General features: G+C 60.9%; 24 protein-coding genes and 22 tRNA genes. 8 read left to right on the top strand and 38 right to left on the bottom strand.

The features are described from left to right. The 4 genes from AC1DZE_RS20910 to AC1DZE_RS20895 form a co-directional block, all read right to left on the bottom strand. Positions 1 to 294: GTP-binding protein (locus AC1DZE_RS20910; protein ID WP_477700382.1), on the bottom strand; the 294-nt coding region annotated here is incomplete at its 3' end. Between the two features lie 91 nt (positions 295 to 385). Further along, a tRNA-Thr gene (locus AC1DZE_RS20905) sits at positions 386 to 460 on the bottom strand. Positions 461 to 524: 64 nt separating this feature from the next. After that, positions 525 to 598: transfer RNA gene (locus tag AC1DZE_RS20900), tRNA-Gly, on the bottom strand. Positions 599 to 699: 101 nt separating this feature from the next. Beyond that, a tRNA-Tyr gene (locus tag AC1DZE_RS20895) sits at positions 700 to 785 on the bottom strand. Between the two features lie 341 nt (positions 786 to 1126). Here AC1DZE_RS20895 and AC1DZE_RS20890 point away from each other — a divergent pair. Further along, positions 1127 to 2242 carry a patatin-like phospholipase family protein gene (locus tag AC1DZE_RS20890; protein ID WP_457282281.1) on the top strand — a complete coding sequence of 372 codons (1116 nt, stop codon included), beginning with the start codon at positions 1127 to 1129 and terminating at the stop codon, positions 2240 to 2242. Positions 2243 to 2320: 78 nt separating this feature from the next. Here the strand turns inward: AC1DZE_RS20890 and AC1DZE_RS20885 are convergent, their stop codons facing one another. Beyond that, a complete protein-coding gene (locus AC1DZE_RS20885) occupies positions 2321 to 3052 on the bottom strand; it encodes a uracil-DNA glycosylase (protein ID WP_477670735.1) in 732 nt (243 codons plus the stop codon). 11 nt (positions 3053 to 3063) lie between these two features. Beyond that, positions 3064 to 3870 (bottom strand): indole-3-glycerol phosphate synthase TrpC, encoded by an 807-nt coding sequence (gene trpC, locus AC1DZE_RS20880; RefSeq protein ID WP_457282283.1) that lies wholly within the window; start codon positions 3868 to 3870, stop codon positions 3064 to 3066. Positions 3871 to 4052: 182 nt separating this feature from the next. On the opposite strand from trpC, the gene AC1DZE_RS20875 reads away from it, so the two are divergent. The 4 genes from AC1DZE_RS20875 (at position 4053) to AC1DZE_RS20860 (ending at position 9031) form a co-directional block, all read left to right on the top strand. After that, positions 4053 to 4832 carry an inositol monophosphatase family protein gene (locus tag AC1DZE_RS20875; protein WP_477670733.1) on the top strand — a complete coding sequence of 260 codons (780 nt, stop codon included), beginning with the start codon at positions 4053 to 4055 and terminating at the stop codon, positions 4830 to 4832. Positions 4833 to 4898: 66 nt separating this feature from the next. Continuing rightward, a complete protein-coding gene (locus tag AC1DZE_RS20870) occupies positions 4899 to 5939 on the top strand; it encodes an ABC transporter substrate-binding protein (protein WP_477670732.1) in 1041 nt (346 codons plus the stop codon). A 52-nt stretch (positions 5940 to 5991) separates the two neighbouring features. Further along, positions 5992 to 7911, top strand: a complete 1920-nt coding sequence (locus AC1DZE_RS20865) for an ABC transporter permease (RefSeq protein ID WP_477670731.1) — start codon at positions 5992 to 5994, stop codon at positions 7909 to 7911. Positions 7912 to 7969: 58 nt separating this feature from the next. Beyond that, a complete protein-coding gene (locus tag AC1DZE_RS20860; RefSeq protein ID WP_477673056.1) occupies positions 7970 to 9031 on the top strand; it encodes an ABC transporter ATP-binding protein in 1062 nt (353 codons plus the stop codon). A 33-nt stretch (positions 9032 to 9064) separates the two neighbouring features. On the opposite strand, the gene trpD is transcribed toward AC1DZE_RS20860, so the two are convergent. The 6 genes from trpD to trpE are packed head-to-tail and all read right to left on the bottom strand — an operon-like array spanning position 9065 to position 14322. Further along, positions 9065 to 10105: an anthranilate phosphoribosyltransferase gene (trpD, locus tag AC1DZE_RS20855; protein WP_477700500.1), complete on the bottom strand. Its 1041-nt coding sequence runs from the start codon at positions 10103 to 10105 to the stop codon at positions 9065 to 9067. A 42-nt stretch (positions 10106 to 10147) separates the two neighbouring features. Then, the gene (locus AC1DZE_RS20850; protein WP_477700499.1) at positions 10148 to 10798 is read right to left on the bottom strand and encodes a LysE family translocator; all 651 of its coding nucleotides are present in this window, start codon (positions 10796 to 10798) and stop codon (positions 10148 to 10150) included. A gap of 12 nt (positions 10799 to 10810) precedes the next feature. Continuing rightward, the gene (ltaE, locus tag AC1DZE_RS20845; RefSeq protein ID WP_477673611.1) at positions 10811 to 11860 is read right to left on the bottom strand and encodes a low-specificity L-threonine aldolase; all 1050 of its coding nucleotides are present in this window, start codon (positions 11858 to 11860) and stop codon (positions 10811 to 10813) included. Positions 11861 to 11920: 60 nt separating this feature from the next. Beyond that, positions 11921 to 12502 (bottom strand): aminodeoxychorismate/anthranilate synthase component II, encoded by a 582-nt coding sequence (locus AC1DZE_RS20840; RefSeq protein ID WP_477673612.1) that lies wholly within the window; start codon positions 12500 to 12502, stop codon positions 11921 to 11923. Between the two features lie 3 nt (positions 12503 to 12505). After that, on the bottom strand, positions 12506 to 12826 hold the full coding sequence (locus tag AC1DZE_RS20835) for a chorismate mutase (protein ID WP_477673613.1): 321 nt from the start codon (positions 12824 to 12826) through the stop codon (positions 12506 to 12508). Then, positions 12823 to 14322 carry an anthranilate synthase component I gene (gene trpE / locus AC1DZE_RS20830; protein WP_477670724.1) on the bottom strand — a complete coding sequence of 500 codons (1500 nt, stop codon included), beginning with the start codon at positions 14320 to 14322 and terminating at the stop codon, positions 12823 to 12825. The genes AC1DZE_RS20835 and trpE overlap by 4 nt, the downstream gene beginning before the upstream one ends. A gap of 443 nt (positions 14323 to 14765) precedes the next feature. Here trpE and AC1DZE_RS20825 point away from each other — a divergent pair, with 443 nt between their 5' ends. After that, entirely contained in the window at positions 14766 to 15353 is a 588-nt protein-coding gene (locus tag AC1DZE_RS20825) for a chalcone isomerase family protein (protein ID WP_457282294.1), read from the top strand. Positions 15354 to 15397: 44 nt separating this feature from the next. Here the strand turns inward: AC1DZE_RS20825 and gph are convergent, their stop codons facing one another. From gph to AC1DZE_RS20715, 22 genes are all read right to left on the bottom strand, one after another. Further along, complete coding sequence (gph, locus tag AC1DZE_RS20820) at positions 15398 to 16108, bottom strand: phosphoglycolate phosphatase (protein ID WP_477700498.1); 711 nt, start codon at positions 16106 to 16108, stop codon at positions 15398 to 15400. Between the two features lie 303 nt (positions 16109 to 16411). After that, on the bottom strand, positions 16412 to 16972 hold the full coding sequence (locus tag AC1DZE_RS20815) for an HNH endonuclease (protein WP_477673913.1): 561 nt from the start codon (positions 16970 to 16972) through the stop codon (positions 16412 to 16414). Positions 16973 to 17004: 32 nt separating this feature from the next. Further along, a tRNA-Val gene (locus tag AC1DZE_RS20810) sits at positions 17005 to 17080 on the bottom strand. A gap of 25 nt (positions 17081 to 17105) precedes the next feature. Next, positions 17106 to 17180 (bottom strand) — tRNA-Lys (locus AC1DZE_RS20805). A 7-nt stretch (positions 17181 to 17187) separates the two neighbouring features. Then, positions 17188 to 17263, bottom strand: a tRNA-His gene (locus AC1DZE_RS20800). Positions 17264 to 17278: 15 nt separating this feature from the next. Further along, positions 17279 to 17353 (bottom strand) — tRNA-Ile (locus tag AC1DZE_RS20795). Between the two features lie 12 nt (positions 17354 to 17365). Continuing rightward, positions 17366 to 17441: transfer RNA gene (locus AC1DZE_RS20790), tRNA-Asn, on the bottom strand. 27 nt (positions 17442 to 17468) lie between these two features. Beyond that, entirely contained in the window at positions 17469 to 17666 is a 198-nt protein-coding gene (locus AC1DZE_RS20785) for a hypothetical protein (protein ID WP_477670721.1), read from the bottom strand. Between the two features lie 35 nt (positions 17667 to 17701). Continuing rightward, positions 17702 to 17780 (bottom strand) — tRNA-Arg (locus AC1DZE_RS20780). Between the two features lie 14 nt (positions 17781 to 17794). Continuing rightward, positions 17795 to 17880 (bottom strand) — tRNA-Cys (locus AC1DZE_RS20775). Between the two features lie 9 nt (positions 17881 to 17889). After that, positions 17890 to 17966: transfer RNA gene (locus AC1DZE_RS20770), tRNA-Trp, on the bottom strand. A 75-nt stretch (positions 17967 to 18041) separates the two neighbouring features. Continuing rightward, positions 18042 to 18126, bottom strand: a tRNA-Leu gene (locus AC1DZE_RS20765). Positions 18127 to 18138: 12 nt separating this feature from the next. Continuing rightward, positions 18139 to 18216: transfer RNA gene (locus AC1DZE_RS20760), tRNA-Leu, on the bottom strand. A gap of 80 nt (positions 18217 to 18296) precedes the next feature. Then, positions 18297 to 18372 (bottom strand) — tRNA-Asp (locus AC1DZE_RS20755). Positions 18373 to 18400: 28 nt separating this feature from the next. After that, positions 18401 to 18476, bottom strand: a tRNA-Pro gene (locus AC1DZE_RS20750). Between the two features lie 27 nt (positions 18477 to 18503). After that, positions 18504 to 18583, bottom strand: a tRNA-Arg gene (locus tag AC1DZE_RS20745). 25 nt (positions 18584 to 18608) lie between these two features. Next, a tRNA-Arg gene (locus tag AC1DZE_RS20740) sits at positions 18609 to 18684 on the bottom strand. 21 nt (positions 18685 to 18705) lie between these two features. Continuing rightward, positions 18706 to 18780: transfer RNA gene (locus AC1DZE_RS20735), tRNA-Ile, on the bottom strand. 8 nt (positions 18781 to 18788) lie between these two features. Next, positions 18789 to 18867, bottom strand: a tRNA-Gln gene (locus AC1DZE_RS20730). A 10-nt stretch (positions 18868 to 18877) separates the two neighbouring features. Continuing rightward, positions 18878 to 18968, bottom strand: a tRNA-Ser gene (locus AC1DZE_RS20725). 129 nt (positions 18969 to 19097) lie between these two features. Then, positions 19098 to 19174 (bottom strand) — tRNA-Glu (locus tag AC1DZE_RS20720). A gap of 266 nt (positions 19175 to 19440) precedes the next feature. Then, positions 19441 to 19516 (bottom strand) — tRNA-Gly (locus tag AC1DZE_RS20715). Between the two features lie 475 nt (positions 19517 to 19991). On the opposite strand from AC1DZE_RS20715, the gene AC1DZE_RS20710 reads away from it, so the two are divergent. Beyond that, positions 19992 to 20423, top strand: a complete 432-nt coding sequence (locus AC1DZE_RS20710; protein ID WP_477670720.1) for a hypothetical protein — start codon at positions 19992 to 19994, stop codon at positions 20421 to 20423. A 158-nt stretch (positions 20424 to 20581) separates the two neighbouring features. On the opposite strand, the gene AC1DZE_RS20705 is transcribed toward AC1DZE_RS20710, so the two are convergent. From AC1DZE_RS20705 to rpe, 4 genes are all read right to left on the bottom strand, one after another. Beyond that, positions 20582 to 23110, bottom strand: a complete 2529-nt coding sequence (locus tag AC1DZE_RS20705; RefSeq protein WP_477700497.1) for a PAS domain S-box protein — start codon at positions 23108 to 23110, stop codon at positions 20582 to 20584. A gap of 42 nt (positions 23111 to 23152) precedes the next feature. Beyond that, positions 23153 to 23947: a response regulator gene (locus AC1DZE_RS20700; RefSeq protein ID WP_477700496.1), complete on the bottom strand. Its 795-nt coding sequence runs from the start codon at positions 23945 to 23947 to the stop codon at positions 23153 to 23155. Between the two features lie 83 nt (positions 23948 to 24030). Further along, positions 24031 to 25611, bottom strand: a complete 1581-nt coding sequence (locus tag AC1DZE_RS20695; RefSeq protein ID WP_477672037.1) for an adenylate/guanylate cyclase domain-containing protein — start codon at positions 25609 to 25611, stop codon at positions 24031 to 24033. A gap of 97 nt (positions 25612 to 25708) precedes the next feature. Continuing rightward, positions 25709 to 26404, bottom strand: coding sequence for a ribulose-phosphate 3-epimerase (gene rpe, locus AC1DZE_RS20690; protein WP_457282302.1), 696 nt, complete (start codon positions 26402 to 26404; stop codon positions 25709 to 25711). A gap of 98 nt (positions 26405 to 26502) precedes the next feature. Here rpe and apaG point away from each other — a divergent pair, with 98 nt between their 5' ends. Next, positions 26503 to 26898 carry a Co2+/Mg2+ efflux protein ApaG gene (apaG, locus tag AC1DZE_RS20685; RefSeq protein WP_457282449.1) on the top strand — a complete coding sequence of 132 codons (396 nt, stop codon included), beginning with the start codon at positions 26503 to 26505 and terminating at the stop codon, positions 26896 to 26898. The last annotated feature ends 5 nt before the right edge of the window (positions 26899 to 26903 follow it).

Raw genomic sequence — 26903 nt, 5'->3', positions numbered from 1 at the left:
CTGGGCAGCGCCGGTGATCATGTTCTTCACATAGTCGGCGTGGCCGGGGCAGTCGACGTGGGCGTAGTGGCGGTTGGCCGTTTCGTACTCGACGTGGGCGGTGTTGATGGTGATGCCGCGTGCCTTTTCTTCGGGTGCCGCGTCAATTTGGTCGTAGCCCTTGGCTTCGCCGCCGAACTTGGATGCCAGAACGGTCGTGATCGCCGCCGTCAGCGTCGTCTTGCCATGGTCCACGTGGCCAATCGTGCCTACGTTGACGTGCGGCTTGGTCCGCTCAAATTTGCCTTTTGCCATTTTTTCAACTCCAGAAATTTATAAAGAGTTACAAAACCAGTTACCACTACAGCCTGCAACAGCGCCTCGTACGCCGCACCGACTCAAAATTTGGTGCCCTTTGCGGGAATCGGACCCGCGACCTCTCCCTTACCAAGGGAGTGCTCTACCACTGAGCCAAAAGGGCTGAACTCAAAACCAAAATTGCAATCTGGCGCAAGATTCAAAAGCAGAACCATAAAGCAGCTTTATGGAGCGGGAGACGGGAATCGAACCCGCGTCATTAGCTTGGAAGGCTAGGGTTCTACCATTGAACTACTCCCGCGCAGCTCTGCCAATTCAACTCACACCAAAATCACTCACGACCCAAAACACGCTTTACGCGACTTTCTTGCGCCGCCCGCTTGCCAAAATCAAAACAAAATCTGGTGGATGAGGCTGGATTCGAACCAGCGTAGGCGTTAGCCAACAGATTTACAGTCTGCCCCCTTTAGCCACTCGGGCACCCATCCTTCAAGCGAACCTCGGATTATGCCACGGTTTTATGTCGGACGAAATGCCAAGGCATGGCAAAAAGCATTAAAAAAGCTGCCGCATGCCTCGCCAGCGCATCTCCCGACCACACCTTCACCCCGGGATGCCCCTGGGTACCGCGGAAAGCCCCCGAAAACGCGGCATAACCCGGTCCGGCCCTAATCCCCAGACCCTGCCGCCCTCCCATGGCGGCTGCGGCCAGGCTTCGGGCATGATGTGTCAGCCTTTCATCAATGCCAGAGTGAATCGCATGGATATTGCCGTCCCGGGCACCCTCCCGCGCCACCGGCCAACCTGGATAACGTGAGACCGTCTACTCATGAGCACTGTCACCGTACCCGCACTTCCCTCCTCCCCCGCTGAGCCGTCTTCCCTGCGCCGGGTCAATCTTGCTTTGCAAGGTGGCGGATCACACGGCGCATTCACCTGGGGGGTGCTGGATGCCCTGCTGGCGGACGAGCGCATCGAGTTTGACGGCATCAGCGGCGCCAGCGCCGGGGCGGTCAACGCCGTGGCGCTGGCACACGGATTCGCTACCGCCCAAAAAGACAACTCCCCCGAAAAAACCAACCCGCGGGAGGCGGCACGTGCGTCCCTCAGCCGGGTCTGGCAGGGCGTTGCCGCCATGGGCAGCCTCGGCTCCATGGCTGACAGCATCAGCAAGATGCTCATTGGGGGCTGGGCCGCCAATAAAGTGAGTGCAAACTTAATGAATAGCGCAATGACACAGTGGATGTCACCCTACCAGTCCAATCCGCTGGACATCAACCCTTTGCGCAAACTGCTGGAGGCAGAAATCGACTTTCACGCCATTGCGGCCATGCACACAACCAAGGCCTTCGTATCGGCGACCCATGTCACCACCGGTCGGGCAGAGATCTTTGCCGGCAAGCGCCTGACTTTGCAGGCGGTGATGGCTTCCACCTGCCTGCCCACGCTGTTTCAGGCGGTTGAAATCGATGACCAGCACTATTGGGATGGCGGGTTCTCGAGCAATCCCTCGCTGCTGCCGCTCATCAGTGATTGCAGCAGCCGCGACATCATTGTTGTGCAGATCAACCCCTTGCGGCGCCCCGAGATTCCCCACACGCCTCACGACATCGCGGACCGGGTGAACGAGCTGACCTTCAACGCCAGCCTGCTGTCCCAGATGCGCACCATCGACTTCATCAACCGCCTGCTGGCCGATGGCCGCTTGCAGGAGGGCGAGAAATACAAGAGCCTGCTGCTGCACCGCATCGACGGCGGCGAGGCGCTGGAAAGCCTGCCCTCGTCCAGCAAGATGTCGGCCGACACGGCCATGATCGAAAAACTGTTTGAGATGGGCCAGGGCGCAGCCAAGCGTTGGCTGCGCCGTCATTTTGAGGCGCTGGGCCTGCAAAGCACAGTCAATATCCGGCGCGACTACGTGGGCAGCCTTCCGGCGGAGTTTTAGCCCATCTTCAGAATTTAAGACTTTTCGGCCTTCCGACCAGGCGGGACGAGCGCAAGCAGCTATCAAAACAATAGCAGCCTAGACCTTCGGATGTGCGTCACGCCATTCGCGCGCCTGTGAGAAATGGCCGCAACCGATAAAAGGCAAGGGTGGCCGCATCGCCGACAGCGGCGACGGGTGGTTGGCCACCAGCACCTTGTGGCGCTTCGCATCAATCAATGCCCGCTTGCTCTGGGCATGTGCCCCCCACAGCATGAAGACCACCGGGTGGTCGCCTTCCGCGACCTGGCGGATCAGTGTGTCGGTCAATACTTCCCAGCCCTTGCCGGCGTGGCTGGCCGGCAGCCCTTCCTCAACTGTGAGGCAGGTGTTGAGCAACAGCACCCCATGGGTCGCCCACTTCACCAGGCTGCCGCCGGGCACCGGAAACTGGGGCGGGGGCGTACCCAGGTCGCGTTGCAGCTCCTTGAAGATATTGCGCAGTGAGGGCGGCAGGGCGACGCCGGGGGCGACGGAAAACGCCAGTCCCTCGGCCTGCCCCAACCCATGGTACGGATCCTGGCCGAGGATGACCACGCGCACGTCTTCGGGCGGCGTGAGCTCCAGCGCGCGCAGCGGCTGGGGCGGGAAGATCGTCGCGCCTTCCGCCAGGCGGCCTCGCAAAAAGCCCAGCAACCTCTGGCCGGTCGGACTGCCAAAAAATGCATCGGTAGTCGGCCGCCAGCCGGGCGCCACCGGCCATGCGGCGGGGTCAGCAGTGGTGAGCCGATTGGGCAAGGGCGCCTTCATGGCGTCAAGCAGCTGGTTCATGGCTTTACAGCCTATCTTTTACCGAACAATTGAGCCAGCGCAAGGCCGGGTTCTTCCGCGCGCATGAATGCCTCGCCGACCAGGAATGCATTCACACCTGCCTGGCGCATGCGCTGCACGTCCGCTGGCGTGGCAATGCCCGACTCGGTAATCAGCAGGCGGTCCGCCGGCACCCTGGCCAGCATGCCCAGCGTGGTGTCCAGCGAGACCTCGAAAGTTTTGAGGTTGCGGTTGTTGATGCCGATCAGCGGCGTCTTGAGCTTGAGCGCACGCTCCAGTTCGGCTTCGTCGTGTACCTCGACCAGCACCGCCATGTCCAGCGACATCGCCAGCGCTTCAAGCGATTGCATCTGCGCGTCGTCCAGGCAGGCCGCAATCAACAGAATGCAATCGGCACCCATGACGCGCGCTTCATACACCTGGTAAGGATCCACCATGAAGTCTTTGCGCAGCACCGGCAGACTGCAGGAGGCCCGCGCCTGCTTCAGGTAATCAATGCTGCCCTGGAAGAACTGCTTGTCGGTCAGCACCGAAAGGCAGGCGGCGCTGATCTCGCCATCACCTTCGGCATAGCTTTGCGCGATATCGGCTGGAATGAAGTCGGCGCGCAGCACGCCTTTGGACGGGCTGGCCTTCTTGATTTCGGCAATCACCGCGGGCTGACCCGCTGCGATCTTGGCGCGCAGCGCACCCACAAAGTCACGCGTCAGGACACGCGATTCGGCATCTTCGCGCATCACGTCCAGCGGTTTGCGGCGGATGGCATCGGCAATTTCTTGGCGTTTGACGGCGATGATTTGGTTCAGGATATCGGACATGCCCCGATTTTGGCAGATGCGGCCAGACCTCCCGCAGGAGTCCGCCTTGGCGGTGTTAGCGCAAACCCGCTACAACCGGACGCGTCCCGGCACTAGTATTTCCCTTCGCCCGCTTTGACCGCCCTTGCCTGACCGGGCTCGCGCACAAGGTGTACCTCCATCGGATAGCCATACACCCTCTCATGACCGCACTTACTGATGCCATTGAAGAAATTGTCCGTTCGGCCGGCGCCATGATGCGCAACGCCTTCAACGCGCCGGACAAGCCTGCCTATTCGCTCAAAGGCCGGCAGGACTACCTGACCGTCACCGACGGCGCGGTAGAACAGTATGTGCGCGCGGAGATCGAACGGCGCTTTCCGGGAGATGCCGTGCTGGGGGAAGAAGCAGGAGGAGAAACCGGCGGCGCAGCTCGCCTCTGGATTGTCGACCCGGTGGATGGAACGGCGAATTTCGCCCGGGCCATCCCGCACTTCTGCATTTCCCTGTGCCTCATGGTCAACGGCGAGCTCGAGGCCGGCGCCATCTATGAGCCCATGCACGATGAGCTCTTCATTGCGCAACGCGGCCACGGCGCGTGGTGCAACGGCGTGCGGCTTCAGGTGAGCGAACAGGTCGAGCTGTCCGCCTCTTCCGTCGAAATTGGCTGGTCTCCGCGCCGATCACCGGATTCATACCTCGCGCTGGTCAGCCGGTGCATGCATGCGGGCTGTTCGGTGCGCCGCGCGGGTTCCGGCGCGCTGGGGCTGGCCTATGTGGCCGCCGGGCGATGCGAAGCCTACGCCGAGGCGCATATCAATTCATGGGACGTCGCAGCCGGCCTGCTACTGGTCCGGGAAGCCGGAGGCCGCGTCAACGACTTCTGGGCCGACAACGGCCTGGCCCAGGGAAACCCGGTGCTGGCGACCAACGCCAGACTGGCTTCGGAACTAAGCGTTTTAACGGGTATACCGCTGCGCTGACGGCTGCTAAGGTGGCTTCAACGCCGTACCGCAGGCGCCATTGACGACATAAAGAAGGAGACACAGATGAAACAGTTCACATTCAAATCACTTTTTCCAGGATTGGTTCTGGCGGCCGCGGCCTGCGCCATGTCGTCCCCCGCCCGCGCAGCCGAAGAACTGGTGGTTTACTGCAACGTCCAGGAAGAATGGTGCCGGCCCATGGTGACGGCCTTCGAAAAGGCCACCGGCATCAAGGTGTCGATGACACGCAAGAGCTCGGGCGAAACTTACGCCCAGATCAAGGCTGAAGCAGCCAACCCGCGCGGTGACGTGTGGTGGGGTGGCACGGGCGACCCTCATCTTCAGGCCGCCGAGGAAGGTTTGACCGAGCCCTACAAGTCGCCGAAGCTGGCTGATCTGCACCCTTGGGCCGTGAAGCAAGCCGAGGCCTCCAAGTACCGCACGGTCGGCGTTTATGCAGGCGCCCTGGGGTTCAGCTTCAATACCGTCGAGCTGGCCAAACGCAAATTGCCCGAACCCAAATGCTGGGCCGACCTGATCAAGCCGGAGTTCAAGGGCGAAGTCCAGGTCGCCAACCCCAACTCGTCCGGCACCTCCTACACGCTGCTCGCCACCCTCGTGCAAATCATGGGCGAAGACAAGGCCTTCGACTACCTGAAGGCCCTTCATCGCAACATCAACCAATACACCAAGTCGGGCGCTGCGCCAGCCCGTGCGGCAGCCACCGGCGAAAGCATGATCGGCATCACCTTTCTGCACGACGCCGTCACGCACGCCGTGGCAGGCGCTCCACTGAAGGTGGTCGCACCGTGCGAGGGTACGGGCTACGAGATCGGCAGCATGAGCATCATCAAGGGTGCCAAAAATCTGGCCAACGCCAAAAAATGGTACGACTGGGCCCTGACACCTGAAGCGCAGGACATTGCCACGGTCGCGCATTCGTACCAGAACCCCTCCAATAAAAAAGCATCCTTGCCGCCACAGGCGCCCAAGCTGGCCGACGTCAAACTGATCGACTACAACTTCGCCAAGTACGGCGCTTCGGCCGAACGCTCGCGCCTGCTGGGCAAATGGGACAAGGACATCGGGGCACTGCCCAAGTGAGCGCTGAACACATCCCGCAATTCCATTGCTCACTGATGAATCACGTCACACCTTGACTACACCCATTGCAGTGATGGCAGCCGCCCCACGCGTGCGGGCTGATCCGCTGAGCTGGCTGCTGGCAGCACTGGGCATTGCAGCGGGCGTGCTTCTGATGCCGTGGACCCAGAGCTCAGCTTACGTTGCCGGCGGGTGCGTGCTGGCCGCCGTCGCAAGCGTGCTGGCAACACGTGCCGGCGCATTCAAGAGCGATGCCGCCATTTCCGGCATCGTCTGCATCCTGTCGCTGCTGCTGGCCATTTTTGTCATCTACCCGATCGGGCGCATGCTGCTGGCGGCTTTCGTGGACGAACGGGGCAACTGGCTGATCCAGACCGCCGCCGCCCGGTTTTTCAGCGAAGACATCTGGGGCACGGGCTGCATCGCCGGCAACGTCAGATGCGGCGTGGCCATCAACTCCATCGTTCTGGCCACCCTCGCCGGCATCGGAAGCACGCTTTTCGGTTTCGCGCTGGCCCTGCTGGCCGAGCGGGGCGGCAGGCGTTTTCGCGGCAGCCTTCGCGTGCTCTCCATCCTGCCGGTCGTCACGCCGCCTTTTGTCATCGGCCTGGCCATCATCATCCTGTTCGGCCGAACCGGCATCGTGACTCAGCTGATGAGCGACTGGTTCGGCATTGCCCGGTCGCGCTGGATCTATGGCCTGCCCGGCGTACTGCTGGCGCAAGTGGTGTGCTTTACGCCCCTGGCTTTCCTGTTGATCAGCGGTGCGCTGCGCCTCGTCAGCCCGACGCTTGAAGAAGCGGGCCAGGTGCTGAGGGGTTCGCCATGGCATGTGTTCCGCACCGTGACCTGGCCTCTGGTGCGCCCTGCCATTGCCAATGCCTTCCTGCTGGGTTTTGTGGAAAGCCTGGCGGACTTCGCCAATCCGCTGGTGCTCTCGGGAAATTTCGAGGTACTGTCGACGAAAATTTTCTTCGCCATTGCCGGCGCGCAGCACGATGCATCACGCGCGGCTATCCTCGCCGTCACGCTGCTGCTGCTGACGGTCGGCATCTTTGCACTGCAACAGCGCTGGATCGGCAAGGCCTCCTACACATCCGTGAGCGGAAAAGGCGACAGTGGCCTGCCCGCCGCGCTGCCCACAGGCGTCAAGTGGGGCGCACTGGCGCTGGTCCTTCCCTGGGGCGTGCTGACGGTGCTGTCGTACGGCATCATCCTGATCGGCGGCGTAGTCAAGGACATCGGAAGGTTCGACCTGACACCTTCGCTGCAGCACTTCGAGACTGGCTTTGGCCTGAGTTGGGGCGCAGGTGGCCTGGTGTTTTCGGGCTCGGCGTGGAACAGCCTCTTCACCACGCTCGGCGTCGCGGCTGTTGCCGCACCTCTTACCACCGCGCTGGGCTTGCTGGGAGGCTATGTCGTAAGCCGCCACGTCTTCAAGGGCCGGCGCGCCTTCGAATTCCTGACCATGGTGAACTTCGCCGTGCCCGGCACCGTGATCGGTGTTGCCTACATCGTCGCCTTCAACGTGCCGCCGCTTGAATTCACCGGCACCTTCGCCATCATCGTGCTGTGTCTGGTGTTTCGCAACATGCCGGTGGGTGTGCGGGCCACGGTCTCGGCCCTGTCGCAGCTCGATCGTTCGCTCGACGAAGCCTCCGCCACGCTGCGCGCGAGCACATCGCGCACGTTCGCGCGGGTCATCCTTCCGCTGCTGCGTCCCGCCATCATTGCCAGCCTTGTGTTCAGTTTTACGCACGCCATCACGGCCGTCAGCGCAGTGATCTTCCTGGCGACCGCCCAGCACAACCTTTCGACGGTCTATATCGCGGGGCGTGTCGAAGTCGGCGAGTACGCGCTCGCCATTGCCTATTCGTCGGTGCTTATCGTGATCATGCTGGCCTGCGTCCTGCTCATCCAGCGTTTCATCGGCAATGCGGAGCTGGGGCGGCGCGCGGTATCCACCGCCTGAGCCTCTGGGTCATCGTCACATCTTTTTCGTTTCACTTATTTTTTAAGCAGGCCCTGCCATGAACCCGTTCCCCGCCGCAGTGGAGTTTCAAGGCGTCGTCAAGCGTTTCGGCAAGGTGGTTGCGCTGCATCCACTTGACCTCACCATCGACAAGGCAGAGCTGGTGACCCTGCTGGGGCCTTCCGGTTGCGGCAAGACAACACTGCTGCGGCTGATCGCAGGCCTCGAGCTACCTTCCGAGGGCGTGATCCGCATCGATGGCCGGGACGTCACCGGCAGGTCGGCGAACCAGCGCGACGTGAGCCTGGTTTTCCAGTCTTATGCGTTGTTCCCGCACATGAGCGCGCTGGAGAACGTGTGCTACGGCCTGCTCGCCTCCGGCATGAAGAAACCGCAGGCCGTGGCGTTGGCAAAAACCAAAATGGACCTGCTCGGCATTGCCGACTACGCCGATCGGCTCTCGTCGGAGCTGTCCGGTGGGCAGCAGCAGCGCGTGGCAGTGGCACGGTCACTGGTGCTGGAGCCGGCCGTGCTGATGTTTGACGAACCCTTGTCGAACCTGGATGCCAAGCTGCGCCGCAAGGTGCGCCAGGATATCCGCGACCTTCAGCAGAACCTGCAACTCACCGTGGTTTACGTCACGCACGACCAGGAAGAGGCGCTGGCGGTGTCAGACCGCATTGTGGTCATGCAAAAGGGACGCATTGCGACGATGGGCGCGCCGCGCGATTTGTACGAGGCGCCCGTCTCAAGTTTTGTGGCGGACTTCATCGGCGACGCCAACCTGATCAACGGCGAGCTGGTCACAGTGCAAGGCCAGCATTTCTTCCGCGCCGACCAGGTTGATGTGCGGGTTGTCCCGCCGCCAGGCATGCCGGACGGTGCCGTGGCCCTGGCCATACGCCCACACCGCATCCGTATCGGCGAACTGGAAGCAAGCACACTGACAGGAAAAGTCCTGCGGCAGGCTTACCTGGGTAGCCGGATCGAAAGCGTGGTGCTCACGCCGCTGGGTGAACTGCTGGTGTTCAGTGACGCCCTGCTGAGCGTGGCCGAGCCAGGCAGCACGGTCGGCCTGCATTTCGCCGCAACCGACGCGCGCGTGACCGCACGGGAATAGATAGCTGCTCAGCCATGCGCCGCCGGCAAGCCGTCAGGCGAGCTTCTGGCTGTGGCTGACCAGCTGATCGAGCTTGGCCCTGGCCGCGCCCGACTCCAGCGCAGCGCGGGCCAGCACGATGCCAGCCTTCATGGAATCGGCCACATTGGCGGCATACAGCGCCGCCCCGGCGTTCAGGACCACAATGTCGCGCGCAGCACCCGGCTGGTTGTCGAGTACACCCTGCAGCATGGCCTTCGACTGCTCGGGCGTTTCCACGCGCAACGCGCGATTGCTGGCCATAGGCATGTCGAAGTCTTCAGGGTGGATTTCGTATTCGGTGATTTCGCCGTTCTTGAGCTCGCCGACCACAGTAGCCGCGCCCAGGCTGACCTCGTCCATGCCGTCCTTGCCGTAGACCACCAGCGCGTGCTCAGCACCCAGGCGCTGCAGCGCGCGGATCTGGATGCCCACCAGGTCCGAATGGAACACGCCCATCAGGATGTTGGGTGCGCTGGCCGGGTTGGTCAAAGGGCCGAGGATATTGAAGATGGTGCGAACGCCCAGCTCCCTGCGGATGGGCGCGACGTTTTTCATGGCCGGGTGGTGGTTGGGCGCAAACATGAAACCCACACCGACCTGCTCGATGCACTGGGCAATGGCCTCCGGTGAAAGGTTGATGTTGATACCCAGCGACTCGATCACGTCGGCGCTGCCCGACTTGCTGCTGACACTGCGCCCGCCGTGCTTGCTGACCTTGGCGCCGGCTGCCGCCGCCACAAACATGGAACAGGTCGAGATGTTGAAGGTGTGCGAGCCGTCACCGCCGGTGCCGACGATGTCGACCAGATGGGTTTTGTCGGCCACATTGACCTTGGTCGAAAACTCGCGCATCACCTGCGCGGCGGCCGTGATCTCACCGATGGTTTCTTTCTTCACGCGCAGGCCGGTGATGAGCGCTGCCATCATGACGGGCGACATCTCGCCGCTCATGATCAGCCGCATGATGTGCAGCATCTCGTCGTGGAAGATTTCGCGGTGCTCGATGGTGCGCTGCAGGGCTTCTTGCGGCGTGATCTTGTGGGTGTTGGGCATGACGCGTCTCGCTTCTTCGTTCTGGAGCTATATAGAACCGGTTCAGTTGGCCGGATGATCGGTAAAGGCCAGCTTGAGGCCGAATGCGATGAACATGGCGCCGGCCGCGCGGTCCAGCCAGTGCATGCCGCGCTGCACGGCATCGCGCCGGGCCATCCAGGCAGCCGCCAGGGCCCAGCCCGAATTGACCGGGATGGCGTTCAAATTGAACAGCACGCCCAACAACACAAAGGCCAGGGCCTTGTTGTCAGTGCCGGGCGCGATGAACTGCGGCACGAAGGCCAGGAAAAAAATCGCCACCTTGGGGTTCAGTACATTGGTCCAGAAGCCCCCCATGAAGACGGCTTTCAGGCGCCGCTCCGGCTGGGCGGCAGCCGCCGCGACGAGGTCAGTGGTGGCCTGCGGCGCCCTGGAAAACAAAATTTTCGCGCCTATCCACAGCAGGTACGCCGCGCCTATCCACTTGAGCACGGTAAATGCCGTAGCCGAAGTCGCAAGCAAGGCACCGACGCCCACGGCCGCCGCAAAGATGTGGACGAAGCAGCCAGCCGTAATGCCGAGGCCGGCAACAATGCCGGCGCGCGCGCCCGAGCGCAGTGAATTGGTCACGATATAAAGCACGTCCGGGCCCGGCGTCAGGTTCAGCAGCCAGCCAGCCGCGATGAAAAGCAACAGGTGTTGAAAGTCAGGCATGGCGATGTCCTTTCATTTGAAAAACTGCCGGATGGCACCAACCGCACGGTCCACGCCGGCGGTGTCCACGTCCAGATGGGTGACAAAACGCAGGCGGTACAGTCCCGTGGCTTCAATGCCCTGGCCGGCCAGGTGCTTGAGCAAGGCGGCGGACTGGTCCCGCGCCGCGCCGGTCAGGTCGACAAACACGATGTTGGTCTGTGGCGCCTCTACCTGCAGGCCGTCAATGCCCGCCAGGCCGTCGGCCAGGTGTTTGGCCAGGGCGTGGTCTTGCGCCAAGCGCCCGACATGATGGTCCAGCGCATGCGACGCTGCGGCAGCCAGCATGCCCGCCTGCCGCATGCCGCCGCCGGCCATCTTGCGGATGCGGTGCGCCCGCGCGATGAACTCGCGCGAGCCGCACAGGGCCGAACCCACCGGCGCGCCCAGGCCCTTGCTGAAGCAAACCGATACGCTGTCAAAACAATCCGCAATGCGGCGTGCCTCCGCCAGGGGGTTGCTGCCCGTTTGTGCAGCCTGCGCCACAGCGGCGTTAAAGAGCCGCGCACCATCCAGGTGGCGGGCCAGGCCGTGCTTCTTCGCCAGCGCGGTCGCCTGCTGCACATACTCAAACGGCAGCAGCTTGCCGCCCAGGGTGTTCTCGAGCGCCAGCATCCGGGTGCGCGCGAAGTGCGCATCGTCCGGCTTGATCGCTGCCTCGATCTCGGCAAGCGCCAGCGTGCCATCAGTGTGATGGTTCAGCGGCTGCGGCTGTACGCTGCCGAACACCGCGGCGCCGCCGCCTTCCCAGCGGTAGCAGTGCGCCATCTGGCCGACGATGTACTCGTCACCGCGCTGGCAGTGGCTCAGGATTCCGCAGAGGTTGCTCTGAGTGCCGGTGGGCACGAAGAGCGCAGCCTCAAAGCCCAGCAGGCCGGCAATCTTTTCCTGCAGCGCATTGACGGCCGGGTCATCGCCAAACACATCGTCGCCCAGCGGCGCTGCCAGCATGGCCTCACGCATGGCGGCCGTGGGCTGGGTGACGGTATCGCTGCGCAGGTCAACGACTCTTTTATCAGCCATTTTGGCCTCCAGGGCAATAAGGATGAGCGCAAGCAGCTACTAAAACAATAGCAAAACAGGTCATGCTGTTTGCTCCAGGAAGTTCTTCAGCATGGCGTGACCGTGCTCGGTGAGGATGGATTCCGGATGGAATTGCACGCCCTGGATCGGCAACTCCGTGTGGCGCACACCCATGATCTCGCCGTCGTCGGTCCGCGCCGTGACAGCCAGCACACCGGGACATGAAGACTTTTCAATGGCCAGCGAGTGGTAACGGTTCACCACAAACTGCGCGGGCAGCCCGGCAAACACGCCCTGCTGCGTGGTGGTGATGACGCTGGTCTTGCCGTGCATGAGCTGCTGGGCGCGCACGATCTTGCCGCCAAAAGCGGCGCCTATGGCCTGGTGGCCCAGGCAAACGCCCAGAATCGGCAGCTTGCCGGCGAAATGCTGGATCGCCGCCACCGAGATACCGGCTTCGGCCGGTGAGCACGGACCGGGCGACACCACCAGCACGTCAGGAGCGCGCGCAGCGATTTCGGCCACCGTGATCTCGTCATTGCGAAACACTTCGACCTCGGCGCCCAGCTCGCCAAAATACTGGACGATGTTGTAGGTGAAGCTGTCGTAGTTGTCGATCATCAGGAGTTTGGTGCGCTTCATGGTTCAGTCTCCCTGACGCAGGCGTGTGAACTCGCCGCGCTCAAAATCAATGGATGCGGCGATCATGGCGCGGTAGGTCGCTTCCATGATGGCCTCGGGGGCGCCGGCCGCACGGGCCTGAGCACGCACACGCTCGACGATGAACTCGATGCGTGCGTTGTCGACAATCTGGCTGGCGCTTTGCTTGATGCGCGCGGCCTGGGCCACATAGGCGCTGCGCTCGGCGATCAGCGGCGCGATGCGGTCATCCAGTGCGTCGATGTGGCGGCGCACATCGGCCATGGTGTCGCATCGGGCTATGGCGGGATGGGACAGCGTGCTCATTCCAAACCCTCCTCCACCAGCTCGGATGCCCGCAACAGCGCGCGCGCCTTGGCTTCGGTTTCCTTCCACTCCAGCTCGGCCACGGAATCGGCCACCACACCGGCCGCCGCCTGCACATACAGCATCTGGTCCTTGATAATGCCGGTGCGGATCGCAATGGCGACATCCATGTCGCCGGCATAGCTGAGGTAACCGCAGGCGCCGCCGTAGAGGCCCCGCTTGGTCGGCTCAAGCTGGTCGATCAGCTCCATGGCATGGACCTTGGGCGCGCCGGTGAGCGTGCCGGCCGGGAAGGTGGCCTTGAGCACGTCCATGCTCGACATGCCGTCAAGCAGCGTGCCCTCCACATTGCTGACGATGTGCATCACGTGGCTGTAGCGCTCGACCGCGAAGGCTTCGGTGACTTTCACCGTGCCGGTTTTGGCGATGCGGCCAATATCGTTGCGCGCCAGGTCAATCAGCATCACGTGCTCGGCACGCTCTTTGGGGTCGTTCACCAGTTCGTGCTCCACGGCCTTGTCGGCCTCCGGCGAAGAGGCTCGGGGCCGCGTGCCCGCCAACGGCCGGATGGTGATTTTCTGCCCGTCGTCGATTTTTTCCTGGCGCACCAGAATTTCGGGAGATGCACCCACAACATGGAAGTCTCCGAAGTGGTAGTAGTACATGTAAGGCGAGGGGTTCAGTGAACGCAGTGCGCGGTACAGGCTCAGCGGCGACTCGGTGTAGCGCTTCTTGATGCGCTGGCCGACCTGCACCTGCATGAAGTCGCCCGCCTCGATCAGCCGCTTGGCGCGTTCCACGGCGGCAATGTAGTCTGCCTTGGCAAAATCGCGCTCGGCCGGATAACTCTGCGACGGTTTCACCACCGGTGCGCTGACGGAATACTTCAGCTGGTCCTTGAGCTCGCGCAGGCGCTTTTTGGCATTGGCATACGCCTCCGGTCTCGCCGGGTCGGCATAAACAATCAGGTAAAGCTTGCCCGACAGGTTGTCTATCACGGCGAGTTCTTCACACTGCAGCAACAGGATGTCGGGGCAGCCCAGCGTGTCCGGCGGACAGGAGGCTTCGAGTTTCTTTTCGACGTAACGCACGGTGTCGTAGCCGAAGTACCCCGCCAGGCCGCCGCAAAAGCGCGGCAGGCCGGGCCGCAGGGCGACCTTGAAACGCTTTTGGTAGTCGCTGATGAAGTCCAGCGGATTGGCTTTGGAGGTTTCCACAACCTTGCCGTCCGTCACCACTTCGGTCAGGGTATCTGGCCCAAAACCGGATGCCCGCACCAGCGTGCGCGCGGGAAGGCCGATAAAACTGTAGCGGCCGAACCGCTCGCCCCCCACGACCGATTCCAGCAGGAAGCTGAACTTGCCGCCGTCTCTGGAATGCGCAAGCTTGAGATAAAGGGAAAGAGGTGTTTCGAGGTCGGCAAACGCCTCGACCATCAAGGGAATGCGGTTGTAGCCCTGGCCGGCCAGGCTTTTAAATTCGAGTTCTGTGATCACGGATGAGTCCTTCGCAAGGAGGCAACGCGCTCAAAGGCGTAGCCACCTGTCATTCAAAATACCCCGAAGCATGGGGCCGGGATGCTCCGGCAGGGCCGGAGCGCATCAAGGGGGTGTCGCAAAAACCGCGGCAGATACACGGGCAAGTGGCAGTGTGCCAGCCCGCGTGCGCCTCAGGCGTGCGAGAAATGACAGGTACGCCAGGGCCAGGCTCCCCGGCCTGCACAACCTGTCTGAATGACGCGATGAATGAACATGAAGGACAAAGTGTAGCAAACAGCGGCCCATCAGGGCCTCCAGGCCAGCGCAGTTGGCAAAGTTACAACAACTGGTAGTAATGCTTATCTCGCAAACCCTCTTGTAAGGGAGGGTAGCCGCACCCAAAATGAACCTATAAAAAAAGAACGCTCGTTCTATTTTCCCTATTATCTGGAGATAAATTCATGACTTTGACAACGCGATGCATGGCTGGCTTGGCCGGTTTGGTACTGTCGTTCAGCGCCCTGGCCGACCCTATGGAAGTTTCAGGCATCAAGCTCGATGACCCGGTCGAGGTGAGCGGCGCCAAGCTCCACCTGAACGGCGCAGGCGTTCGCTATAAAGCGGTTTTCAAGGTCTATGTCGGCGCGCTCTATCTCGGGAAAAAAGCAGTGACTCCTGAAGAGGTCTACGCGGCCCCGGGTCCCAAACGGGTCAGCATCACGCTGCTGCGCGAAATTGATTCGAACGAGCTCGGCAAGAGCTTCACCAAAGCCTTTGAAGAAAACACGCCAAAAAACGAGATGTCCAAGCTGATTCCCGGGCTGATCAAGATGGGACAGATATTCGCCAGCCAGAAAAAATTGGTGGCCGGGGACAACTTCACCATTGACTGGATCCCCGGCACCGGCACCATCATCACGGTCAAAGGCAAACCGCAAGGCGATCCATTCAAGGAAGCAGAGTTCTTCACCGCACTTCTGCGCATCTGGCTGGGCCCGCAACCAGCCGACTGGAAACTGAAGGACGCGATGCTCGGCAAACCCGCCTGAAGCGGCGCAAGTCACACTCTCTCAACGGGGCGCAAGCCCCGTTGTCATTTCTGGAACCGCAGCTCCGCCAGCGAGTCAATGAAGCCATCGGCGTCCACAGCGCGAACCGGCTCGCCATGGTTATACCCATACGTCACCAGCAACACCGGACAGCCCGCGGCCCGGGCGGCCCGGGCATCGTTGCTGGAGTCGCCGATCATCAGCGTGCGGGCAGGCGAAGTGCCGAGGCATTCGCAGGTTCTCTGCAAGGGCAGCGGATCTGGCTTTTTGCGCTCGAATGAATCCCCGCCAAAAACCTGGGTAAAAAAGCCGTCGAGGCCTTTGAGCTTGAGCAGTTCGCGGGCAAACGCCAGGGGTTTGTTGGTCAGGCAGGCAAGCCGCAGTCCGTCCTGCTGCAACACATGCAAGCCTTCCAGGACACCCGGATAAACCGCAGAGTGCCGGCCATTGATGCGGGTGTAATGCCGTTGGTAAGCGACGTAGGCCGCATCGTAAAGCGCTATTAAATCGATAGCTGCCAGCGCAATGCCCATCTTCTCCTGGACATATTTCAGCGTGGTCCTGACGAGATGCTCCGAGCCTTTTCCAACCATGCGCTCCACTGCTGCAGCATCAAGCGCAAACGCCGGCAGGTGGCCCGGCAGCATTTCAGCCAGCATCAGGTTGAGGGCAGCCACAAAGTCGCCCAGGGTATCGACCATGGTGCCGTCCAGGTCGATGATGGCAGCGTCAAAACGGTCGTTGTCAAAAATCATTAGGGTTCAATACAAGGCAGTAACGCTCAAAACAGATAGCAGCCCGAACTGATGATACGGATGAGTCATTCCTGGCACAGGAATTCTCCCCAAGACCAGTCACCGCCAGTACCTCATCGGGTTGATCTTAAAGGCAGATAGCCTGTTGTCTTCTGCAGCCGTGAGTCCGGGCCGATCCTGCCATATGGCGGCGGCCGTGGGCCGCGCACAGGCATGCTGGACAGCATGCCGATGATCCAGGGAACTATCAGGAATAAAAAAGCGGCGCACCACTTTCGCGACGCGCCGCTTCGGCTGCTGAACTCAATTCAGCCTGGATCCCTTGGGCAGCCGGGCGGCCAGCCACTCATGGACGTCGGCCCGTACATTGCGGCCGCGCAGCAGGAAGTCTTCCCACAGCGACGGAACGTAAGGCAAGTAGACCAGCGGCATTCCAGCCTGCTCGGGGGTGCGGGCGCCTTTGCGTGCGTTGCACGACCGGCATGCACTGACCAGGTTGGTCCAGCTGTAGGCTCCACCCTTGCTGTCGGGAATGATGTGCTCGGCTTCGAGATCTTTTTCGAGGAAGATCTGAGCGCAGTAGGCGCAGGTGCAGCGGTCCCGGCGCAACAGCTTGGGTTTCGACACGGCCGGCGTGACCTCAAACAGGTTGCGCCGCGGCGAACCGCGCAGGGCAATGATGGGCTGAATGACCATCAGCGATTGCCGGCCACGCGCCACATTCCACCCACCGCGAAGCGTGGCGAGGGGGCTGTCACCCTCCTCCCACGCCACGGTACCGGTGGCATAGTGCAACGCCGCATCTTCAGCCGTGATCCAGGCTTGGGGCGTCCCCTGGATGTCGAGCTGCAGAACGTGATGCATCGTGGCCTCCTGTAAGGTGAAATGAATGAATTTGGTAGCTCTTGAGAGGATCGAACTCCCGACCATCGCCTTGTAAGGGCGCTGCTCTACCTGCTGAGCTAAAGAGCTGAACAACGAAGCGCTGAATGACGAATGGTGCGGACAGAGAATTTCGAAATCTCGACCTACCGGTTAAAAGCCGGTTGCTCTGCCTCTGAGCTATGCCCGCATTGGAGTGGGGTGCAAGACCGGACTCGAACCGGTGACCCGCGGGGTCACATCCCGCTGCGCTGCCAACTGCGCCACTTGCACCGAAAAAAAAGAAACTGGTAGCCGCAGCCGGCATCGAACCAGCGACCTGTGCCTTATCAAGGCACTGCTCTACCACTGAGCTATGCGGCTATGAAAAAAAATTGGCTCCACGACCTGGGGTCGAACCAGGGACGACGCGATTAACAGTCGCGCGCTCTACCAGCTGAGCTATCGTGGAATAAGGGAGGCGGGAAATCAGGTGGGCTCACCACTCGCCGCATTCGCGGACACGCTGATCCAGGTCACGGTCATCTTGTGCATGCCCTCGCTTCTCCAAGGCATGACGATGCCGCGCGCTGCCGGCGGCGGCGATACCGCGCAGCAGGGCACGAACAATGCGGTTGCGGGGTGTGGTCGTCCGTTTGGCCATCCTCCTGGAGGCCGCTGTGTTTCTGGCTGTCATGGCAAATCTCCTTGAGGTTGGTTGAACGGGGAATGTGGCGCGCCTGGGCCGATTCGAACGGCCGACAAACTGGGGTAGAAGCCCAGCGCTCTTTCCTGGCTGAGCTACAGGCGCTGAAAGCAATGAGATGGAGGCGGTGGTCAGATTCGAACTGACGCGTGCTGACGCAGGCGGATTTGCAATCCGCTCCCTTCGACCACTGGGGTACACCGCCGGAAATCGCTGGCGGGCGCGAGAAGAATCGAACTTCTAACCTTCGGCTTTGGAGGCCGCTACTCTGCCTGGTTGAGCTACACACCCGTAGGAAACGTGAGTCCGGAGCCGCAGGACGGTTTTGATGCCGGCACCTTCGACCCTTCGAAAAATAAAAAAAAATGGTGCCCCAGGCCGGCATCGAACCGGCATGCCCGAAAGCGCTGGCTTCTAAGGCCAGTGTGTCTTCCCATTCCACCACCGGGGCTGAAAACTGTTCTGGTACTCAAGGGGAGACTCGAACTCCCAAAAGACCTGGTTTTGAAGCAGGCGCGTCTTCCGATTCCGCCACTTGAGCATTTATCTGGTGTCCAGCCCGGATTCGATCCGGCGCATGGGGTTATCGATCCATCGACCGAGGTAGCACGGCATGAATGGTGGCGGCCTGTACGGGAATCGAACCCGTGACCACATCCTGGACAGGGAAGTGCTCTACCAGCTGAGCTAACAGACCAAAAGAATGAAGAAGACCGGAATGAAGATGGTCCATGTAGCAGGTCTCGAACCTGCGACCTCATGCTCCCAAAGCACGCGCGCTACCAACTGCGCCACACACGGATTGAATCGAGCTGAATGAAAACTGAATGGCCTCGCGTGAAAGATTTGAACTTCCGACCCTCTGCTTCGTAGGCAGATGCTCTGATTCCGGACTGAGCTAACGCGAGAAAAATCTATTTGGGTTATTGCTGCTGCACGCAGGCAGACTCGAACTGCCAGCCTCGACCTTCGGAGGGTCGCGCTCTGAGTCCCGCTGAGCTATGCGCGCAAATGGCTTGGGTGATGCAGGTGGTGGTTGCAGTTGGGACCGAGCCAACGACCGGCGGGTTATGAGCCCGCTGCTCTACCACTGAGCTATGCAACCCGAAAAAATGGCAGGCCGTGATGGATTCGAACCACCGAAATGTCGGGATCAAAACCCGATGCCTTGGACCAGCTTGGCGAACGGCCCATCAAAGAGATGGCGGAAGATAGGGGATTCGAACCCATGAGCCCACTTTCATGGGCTCTCGCTTAGCAAGCGAGTGCCTTGAACCTCTCGGCCAATCTTCCAAAAATTCCCGGTTACGAGTTCCGGTGCCACCCTATCTTTGAGGCCGGTTTCCGCACTACGCTCTTGCGAGCACTGCGCTTCTTTACTGAACAGCTGCCAGCCAATTACCTGGCTGCCAGCGCTGGAATTGGCGTCACGTAGGGGATTCGAACCCCTGTCTACAAGAATGAAAATCTTGTGTCCTGAGCCACTAGACGAACGTGACAAATACCCTGGCGCCCACGGTCGCGATTTGAACGGCCGACCTGCTGCTTACAAGGCGGCTGCCTTACCGCTCCATCGACTGAGCTACGCGGGCTAAAAACTGAATCCATTTCGGCTGTACCTGCATGTGAGCGGCCGGCATGAAGCCGAACCGGGGTCTCCCACTGCACTGCATTTCCGGGGCCATGAACCCCGGCTGCCAGCACACACGCCACCAGACCGTCTCCTCGGTCTCGCGCAGGTGACGTGAAACAGGCACACCCGAAATGGAGCGGACAGACGGCTTCGAACCGACGACATTGAGCCTGGAAGGCTCACGCTCTACCTACTGAGCTATGTCCGCAATTTTTGCGGGACTCGCTGCCATCCAGTGTTTGGCTGCTGTCCCGCTGCAAATTTTTAAAGACTCCCGCGCTTGAAGCGCATCGACGGCACGATCACCGTCAGGGAAAAACAAAAAGGCCCGGTTCCTTGCGGATACCGGGCCTCTGGATGTCAGAGATTTAGAAGGTACGCTCAGGCGTCTCCTTCTCCCGGTTGTGTGGAATCCTCGTGGTTCTGCTTGGACATGGCGGTCCGCAAAATGGACAACGCAAAAGAACTCAGCCCACGACATTGGCCCAGATGAACGTCACGGCGACGCACGGCAGCACCGCCCCAGACGGGGGGGTTGTTTCTTGCGTTGGCGGCTATCGGTTTCATGATGAGTGTGTGGAAAGGGTTGATGCCAAAGTAGCGATGAAAGGTAATGTAAAATCTTTTTACACCATCGTCAACGGGTCGATGCAAAATAATCTGGATTGTTGCAACCACGTCACATGGACTCCGAGAACGTCAATAGAAACCGGCGCAACAACCTGCTGATCATCATTCGGGAGTTCAGCGAGAAGGAGTTGGCCACCGGCGAATCACCTGTCGGCATGTTGGGCCGCATCGCCAGACAACTTGGCCTCAGCGCAGGGGGACTGAGCCAGTTCAAGGGTGACGCAAAGGGCACCGCGCGGAACATCGGCGATGCAGCAGCCGCGCAGATCGAGAGCAAGTCCGGAAAGCCAAAAGGCTGGATGGATACGGATCACGGCGGAGACGCAATCAATCCTGCAGAAAACGCTTTTATCGAACTCGCCCGCATTGCCTGGCGGACGACGGATGCCAAGGGCCGGCGGCTGCTGATGCAGCTTGCGAAGCGGGGCTTTGGTGGGCAGACTGGAGATGATCTCTCTCTCATGGCCAAGCCCGGTGACAAATGACGAATTTCTGCCGGACCAGATACTGAGGGGTGAGGACTGCAACAACACCGGCGGAACCTCATCTCCGCAAAATCCGCATTAACCGCTCAAAGCCTCGATTTGCAGGTACTTATTTCCTCATTCCAGATCGCAGTCCAGACGGCACAGCGCCGGTGCCATCAAAGAACGCCCCCGCGTTTCCCGTTGGAGCGGCTTTTGATGGCGCGCTTGATGCACTTCAGCAAGCGCTGCTCATCCAGCGGCTTTTCAAGCCACTCCGAGACGCCGAGCGACTGGTTTTCGGCATGCTGCCGGGCCTCTGCAGCGATAACCGACAAGACCAGCACCGGTAGCGTGGCGGTGCGCTTGTTGGCGCGCAGCTCACGAACAACGGTGAGGCCGTTTTCATAAGGCAGCTTGATATCCATCGTCATGGCGGCATACGTCTCCATCTTGAGGTAGTCGCGTGCCTGGTCCGCGGTATGCGCCATGTCCGCGTCGTACCCGCCCTTGTCCATGATCATGCCGATAAGCTTGGCGACATCCGGGTCGTCCTCGCACACCAGCACGCGGGGACGTGCATACAGCCCCACCGGTGCGGTGACAGGGGGTGCTTCGCGCCATTCGGGCAAATCAAAGTAAAACGTGGTTCCCGCATTGCTCTCGGTCGTGAAACCGATGTTGCCTTCCATGCGCTCAAGAATGGCTTTGGAAATGCTCAGGCCAAGTCCAGTCCCGCCTTTCTGGCGGGTGTCGGAGGAGTCGGCCTGCGAGAACTTCTGGAAAATGCGCTGCCGGAATTCGTCGGGAATCCCGGGGCCCTTATCGGAGATCTCCACCCGGGCGCGACGGCCACGCTTGCGCACAGTCACATCGACCGTCCCCTCCGGAGGAGAAAACTTGATGGCATTGGACAACAGGTTGGTCACCACCTGGATCAACCGGTCGCTGTCAACGCAAACCTGCAGGGAATTTTCGGCTTTGTGCAGGGCCAGCTTGACGCCGTGCTGAGCGGCAAAGCCCTCGTTATCTGCCAGGGCCCGCTCCAGCAATGGCTCAAGCTCCTGCGCCTGCAGCTCGAAACGCATCTTCCCTGATTCGATTTTCTCGCTGTCGAGAATGTCATTGATCAGCCGGATCAGCCGCTCGCAATTGCTTTGGGCAATACCTACGAGGTTTTTGGCTTTTTCCGGAATTTCGCCGGCCACACCGCCCCATACCAGTCCCAGTGACCCGCGTATTGACGTCAGCGGCGTGCGCAGCTCATGGCTGACGGTTGAAACAAATTCGGTTTTCATGCGGTCGATACGCTTGAGCTCGGTGACGTCCGTCCCAAGCGAGGAAAACCCGATGACCATGTCCTGCTCATCACCTTCCCCATATCGGGGAAAGTAGTTCATGACGTACTCGCGGCGGTCACCGCCGGCTGTCACATACTCGAACTCATGACGCACCGAGTAACCGGAAAGCGCTTCGCGTACATGCACCCTGACCTGGTCATACAGCTCGGCTCCCAGCACTTCCTGCATCGGCCGGTTCTCGATTTGTTCGGCTTTCAAACCAAACGCTTCTTCGTAGGCGCGGTTGTGGAATTGAAAGCGCTGCCCTCCGTCGATATAGGCAATCAGGGCCGGAACGGTATCGGTCAGCTGGCGCAATTGTTCCTCGCTGTTGCGAAGAGCCTCGGTAATGCGCACGCTCTCGGAGATGTCGTGAATGATGGCCGTGAAAAGTCGCTTTCCGCTCACATTGACATCGCCAAAGGACACATTGACGGGGAATTCGGTCCCGTCGTGGCGCTGGCCCAGGATCTTGACGTCCCACTCCCGGAAGCCGCGCTGGCGGCCGCCCAGCCCGGAGAAAAAGGCGCTAAACCCCATGCGGTACCGCGTCGGCAGCAGCATGGTGACTTCCTGGCCAACCAGGTCTTCGAGCCGGTAACCAAAAAGATGACGCGCTGCGCTGTTCGCGTGGACGATCAGGCCTTCCCCCGTTGCCGTGACCAGCCCTTCGGCCATGCTCTCGGTCACGGCCCGGCTCATGGCTTCGCTGTCCAAAAGCTGCGCCTCAGCACGGCGGCGCTTTTCCTGCGTCCGGAGAATCCTCTGGATCGCCCAGCCAAATATGCTGAGCGACAGCAGCCCGCCCATCAGAATCAGCTGCTTGACGGTTTGAGCAGTCTGGCGGGTTTCGGCCTTGGTGCGTTCAAGGGCTGATTCTTCACCCCCCTTGATACGGCCAACCAGTATCTCGATTTCATCGTGGAGCTGGCGGTTCAGGGGGCCACCCACGATGGCTATAGCGGCTTCCAGACCGGATTGCTGGCGTGCCGTGACGGTCTGTTCCATCAAGCCGACCGTTCGCGTGATCGCATCTTTCAGTGCAAGCCAATCTGCAACGGAGGTGACAACATCCTGGCTAGGCCGCATGCTTTCGAGCGCCTGCTGGATCTGTGCAAGGGACTGCCGGTAGTCAGCCAGGTCGCTGGAGGCATTGGTCAGCAAATAACGCCGCTGCAGGGATTCCGTCGCCTTGAATCCAGAAACCACGCGCTGGAGAACGAGCGCCTTTTCCCGCGCTTCGCTTTCACTCTGCGCATCGCTGATCAGCGAATTGATGGTGACATAGGATGCCGCAATACTCAGGGCGATCAGCACCATTCCGGCACACAGGGCCACGTTGGTGCTTGAGCGAAAGGGCATTTTCATGGCGCTTGGAGCTTCTTCAGGCCTGTTCGCCGCAAAGGCGCGCTATTGGGTGCCCAGCACGGTGCGGACTGCCTGAATCAGTGATTCCGTCTCTACAGGCTTGGTGACATACCCGTCGGCACCACCCGCCAGGCCCTTCAGCACGGACTCCCGCGTTGCCTTGGCGGTCAGCATGATGACCGGAACGTCCTTGAGCACGGGATGGGAGCGAATCCGCAGCAGGATGTCGAAGCCGTCCGCATCCGGAAGCATCACGTCCAGAAGCACCAGATCGGGAATCGGCTGCTTGCGAAATTCCGCCACGATTTCGGCACGGGAACCGGCCGTGCGAACGTCGAACCCCTCGAACGTCAGATAACTTTGCAGGAATTTGGCGAGGTGCTCCTCGTCGTCCACGATAACGACTGACAGGCGCTCGCCAGCTGCGCGGGCACGGGGTGCTCCGCGTTTGCGCGCAATACGCACATAGTAATTGGACTTCTTGAGCGTGGCCGCACAGGAGTCGGCTTCCGCGCCCGCCGCTGTCAGGGCCAACGGGCTGAGGTGGAGTTGAAGCGAGGCCGCAAACGGATCGGGCTGAACCATTTCCACAAGCCCCTTGGCATAGAGCAGATCGAGCGTGCCGTCTACTGTGGCACTGCCTGCTTCACCCATGCTCTGCCGGATCTGCGCAACCGTCAGAATGCCATCAAGGCGCACCAGCAATTCAATCTCAGGCTGCGAAATCGAAGTGGCGGCACTGCGCAGTTCCTGTTGACCTTTGGGTGTAACCGCATATACGTTGTTTGGATGCACTGTGGATGTCCTTTCGCGGGTAACGGGTAACAGTCGTGGCATGAGCCTGAATGCATTCTGATTCTAGTGGCTTGCGATGTAAGGAAACGATACACCTGCAGGCCCGGCCCCTCATGGATCGCTCGCTAAGGGCCTGTGGGGGCCGGATCCGTCGGTGGTAACCCTGACTGCAGCGCGGCAATCAGCTCGCCCAGGGATAACTCCAGTTTCCCCAACAATTCATCCAGACTTTTGCGCGGCAGGCCCTCATTGATGGCCTGCTCAAGCGCAGCCGCATCCGCCGGCACGCTAATGGCGCCGATCTGGGCCGAAACGCCCCGCAGGGAATGGCTGAGCAGTTCGGCATTCTTCAGGTCGCCCGCATCCAGCGCTTCGCGAATGTGCCGGGGAGTATCCCGTCGGCCGTCGAGGTAGCGGCGCAGCATCGACAGGTAGAACCCCTTCATCCCCATTGCGCGGGTCAGGCCGACGCTGAGATCCAGGCCGGCAATGCTCTCAGGCAACGTGGCGTCTGCGGCATCCGCCATGGGAATTCCCGTACCCGGCGTTTTGACGGTATCCCGCGGCGGCGGCTGCAACGTTGGCGGGGTCGCTGTCGCAACAGCCTGCGGCAAGCGCGCCGGTTTCAGCACAGCATAAACCGGAATGGGCTCCGCAAATCCCTTGGCCGTGACGGCAGGCCGCGCTTCGGCCTGGATTTCCGCCTGGACCAGTGCATGGGTTTCACGGGAGATCAGCATCTGGCCGGGCTCTGCGGCCTGCTCAAGCCGCGCGGCAAGGTTCACCTCCCGGCCAATGATGGTGTAGTCCATGCGCAGCTTGCTGCCGAAATTTCCGACATCGCAAAACCCGGAATGAATGCCGATGCGTATTTCAAACGCCTTGTCGATGCCCATCGTTTTCCACCGCACCTGGAGCTCGTCAAGCCGCACCAGCATGGCCACCGCCATCCGGACGCACTGCACGGCATCCTGCTGCCGGCCAAGGGTGTGCGGGTCCCCGAAAAAAATCACGATGGCATCGCCAATGAATTTGTCCAGCGTGGCGCCATAGTCGGCCGCGATTTGCGACATCTCTTCAAAATAGCTGTTCAGCAGGAACGTAACTTCTTCGGGCTGCCATTTACCGGTCGATTCGGTGAAGTTCTTGATGTCCGAAAAAAACACCGTAAGCCATTTGCGCTGCGTCTCGATTTCGGCCTGGCGCGACCCGTCAAAGAGGGACTGGTAGACCTGCGGTGCCAGGTAACGCGACAGTTGTTCTGACAGGGTCTTCAGGCGCTTGGCATTCGCGCTGCGTTCAAGATGCATCCTGACGCGCGCCAACAGGATGGGCGGGCTGACGGGCTTGGTGATGTAGTCGGTGGCCCCCAGGTCCAGCCCATATTGCTCCTCCTCCACGCTGGCAAGCGCCGTCAGGAAGATCACCGGGATATCAGCCGTGCGCGGATCGCCTGCCAGTTGCCGCATCACCTCGTAGCCGTCCATGCCGGGCATCATCACATCCAGCAGGATGATCTCTGGGCGTACCCCCGAAATTGCCGCCTGCAGGCCCTCCTCGCCCGACGCAGCGGCAATCACCTCATACCGGTCCTGCAGCAGCGTCGCGAGGAAATAACGTATGTCCTCGGTATCGTCCACCACCAGGATGCGGGCCCTCCGCGCGGAGGGCGCCTCACCAACCAGCGGCTTCACAGGTTCAGTCATGATGCGGCTCTTCCATGAATGCCGGGCCAGTTGCGGCCCTACCGGTTTTCGGGCAGAGAGATATGGGAGACAGGGGTCTGCATCGTTGCAGTCTGCCTTATTTCACCAGCTCCACCCGCATGGCGTCAATCACCGCCCTGTAGTCGGGTTTCCCGAAAATCGCACTGCCCGCGACAAAGGTATCGGCACCGGCCGATGCCACGCGCGCGATATTGTCGGTCTTGATGCCCCCATCGACTTCCAGGCGAATGTCTTTTCCCGAAGCGTCAATGCGTTTTCTCGCATCTTCTATTTTGCGCAGCGCGGAGTCAATAAAGCTTTGTCCGCCAAAGCCGGGATTGACGCTCATGATCAGGATGAGATCAATATCCTCAATCACCCAGTCCAGCACATCCAGCGGAGAAGCCGGATTGAACACCAGCCCCGCCTTGCAGCCTTTTGCCTTGATGGCCTGCACGCTGCGGTGCACGTGGCCCGACGCCTCGGGATGAAAACTGATGAAGTCGGCGCCTGCATCGGCAAAGGCTGCAGCCAGCGCATCGACGGGCTGCACCATCAGGTGCACATCCACCGGCACGGCCGTGCCATCGGCTTTTTTTGCATGGGGCTTGAGCGCCTGGCAAATCATCGGTCCAAACGTCAGGTTGGGCACATAGTGGTTGTCCATGACGTCGAAGTGGATCCAGTCGGCTCCCGCGGCAATCACGGCCTTGATCTCGTCACCCAGGCGGGCGAAGTCGGCGGACAAAATGGAGGGGGCGATCCGGTAGGTGGGCGGCGTGTTTTTAGGCATGGCAGGGATTGTCGCAGCAAGCCGCCGCCGCGTCATGCCCGCACGCATGACAGGCTCCCCGGCAGGCGGTTAACATGGGCGCCAACCGTTTACCTGCCATGCCCAAATACCAGTTCTCCTGCGAAGTCGTTCCGCAATACCAGCCTGACCAGTCGGCCCCGGAAGACCACATCTACGGGTTTTCCTACACCGTCACGGTGACCAACACCGGGGACGTGACCGCCCAGCTGATTTCCCGCCACTGGATCATCAGCGACGCCAACGGTCACAACGAGGAGGTCAAAGGGCTTGGCGTTGTGGGCCACCAGCCGCTGCTCAAGCCGGGTGAGTCCTTCCAGTACACCAGCGGATCACGCCTGCGCACGCCCACCGGCACCATGCACGGCAGCTATTTTTGTGTGGCCGAAGATGGCGAACGTTTTGACGTACCCATTGCCATGTTCGTTCTGGAAGCACACAACGGCAGCGCCCCGCACGGCCGGGTGCTGCACTGAACGGA

The organism is Polaromonas sp. P1_F1 (assembly GCF_056405795.1).
The sequence above is the reverse complement of the archived record's forward strand: the minus strand, read 5'-3'. Positions and strand labels throughout refer to the sequence as shown.

What these genes read in the sequence shown, in the direction of transcription:
- AC1DZE_RS20890 (WP_457282281.1), top strand. Translation starts at nt 1,127, where the DNA reads ATGAGCACTGTCACCGTACCCGCACTTCCCTCCTCCCCCGCTGAGCCG.
- AC1DZE_RS20885 (WP_477670735.1), bottom strand. Translation starts at nt 3,052, where the DNA reads ATGAACCAGCTGCTTGACGCCATGAAGGCGCCCTTGCCCAATCGGCTC.
- trpC (WP_457282283.1), bottom strand. Translation starts at nt 3,870, where the DNA reads ATGTCCGATATCCTGAACCAAATCATCGCCGTCAAACGCCAAGAAATT.
- AC1DZE_RS20875 (WP_477670733.1), top strand. Translation starts at nt 4,053, where the DNA reads ATGACCGCACTTACTGATGCCATTGAAGAAATTGTCCGTTCGGCCGGC.
- AC1DZE_RS20870 (WP_477670732.1), top strand. Translation starts at nt 4,899, where the DNA reads ATGAAACAGTTCACATTCAAATCACTTTTTCCAGGATTGGTTCTGGCG.
- AC1DZE_RS20860 (WP_477673056.1), top strand. Translation starts at nt 7,970, where the DNA reads ATGAACCCGTTCCCCGCCGCAGTGGAGTTTCAAGGCGTCGTCAAGCGT.
- trpD (WP_477700500.1), bottom strand. Translation starts at nt 10,105, where the DNA reads ATGCCCAACACCCACAAGATCACGCCGCAAGAAGCCCTGCAGCGCACC.
- AC1DZE_RS20850 (WP_477700499.1), bottom strand. Translation starts at nt 10,798, where the DNA reads ATGCCTGACTTTCAACACCTGTTGCTTTTCATCGCGGCTGGCTGGCTG.
- ltaE (WP_477673611.1), bottom strand. Translation starts at nt 11,860, where the DNA reads ATGGCTGATAAAAGAGTCGTTGACCTGCGCAGCGATACCGTCACCCAG.
- AC1DZE_RS20840 (WP_477673612.1), bottom strand. Translation starts at nt 12,502, where the DNA reads ATGAAGCGCACCAAACTCCTGATGATCGACAACTACGACAGCTTCACC.
- AC1DZE_RS20835 (WP_477673613.1), bottom strand. Translation starts at nt 12,826, where the DNA reads ATGAGCACGCTGTCCCATCCCGCCATAGCCCGATGCGACACCATGGCC.
- AC1DZE_RS20825 (WP_457282294.1), top strand. Translation starts at nt 14,766, where the DNA reads ATGACTTTGACAACGCGATGCATGGCTGGCTTGGCCGGTTTGGTACTG.
- gph (WP_477700498.1), bottom strand. Translation starts at nt 16,108, where the DNA reads ATGATTTTTGACAACGACCGTTTTGACGCTGCCATCATCGACCTGGAC.
- AC1DZE_RS20815 (WP_477673913.1), bottom strand. Translation starts at nt 16,972, where the DNA reads ATGCATCACGTTCTGCAGCTCGACATCCAGGGGACGCCCCAAGCCTGG.
- AC1DZE_RS20785 (WP_477670721.1), bottom strand. Translation starts at nt 17,666, where the DNA reads ATGACAGCCAGAAACACAGCGGCCTCCAGGAGGATGGCCAAACGGACG.
- AC1DZE_RS20710 (WP_477670720.1), top strand. Translation starts at nt 19,992, where the DNA reads ATGGACTCCGAGAACGTCAATAGAAACCGGCGCAACAACCTGCTGATC.
- AC1DZE_RS20705 (WP_477700497.1), bottom strand. Translation starts at nt 23,110, where the DNA reads ATGAAAATGCCCTTTCGCTCAAGCACCAACGTGGCCCTGTGTGCCGGA.
- AC1DZE_RS20700 (WP_477700496.1), bottom strand. Translation starts at nt 23,947, where the DNA reads ATGCCACGACTGTTACCCGTTACCCGCGAAAGGACATCCACAGTGCAT.
- AC1DZE_RS20695 (WP_477672037.1), bottom strand. Translation starts at nt 25,611, where the DNA reads ATGACTGAACCTGTGAAGCCGCTGGTTGGTGAGGCGCCCTCCGCGCGG.
- rpe (WP_457282302.1), bottom strand. Translation starts at nt 26,404, where the DNA reads ATGCCTAAAAACACGCCGCCCACCTACCGGATCGCCCCCTCCATTTTG.
- apaG (WP_457282449.1), top strand. Translation starts at nt 26,503, where the DNA reads ATGCCCAAATACCAGTTCTCCTGCGAAGTCGTTCCGCAATACCAGCCT.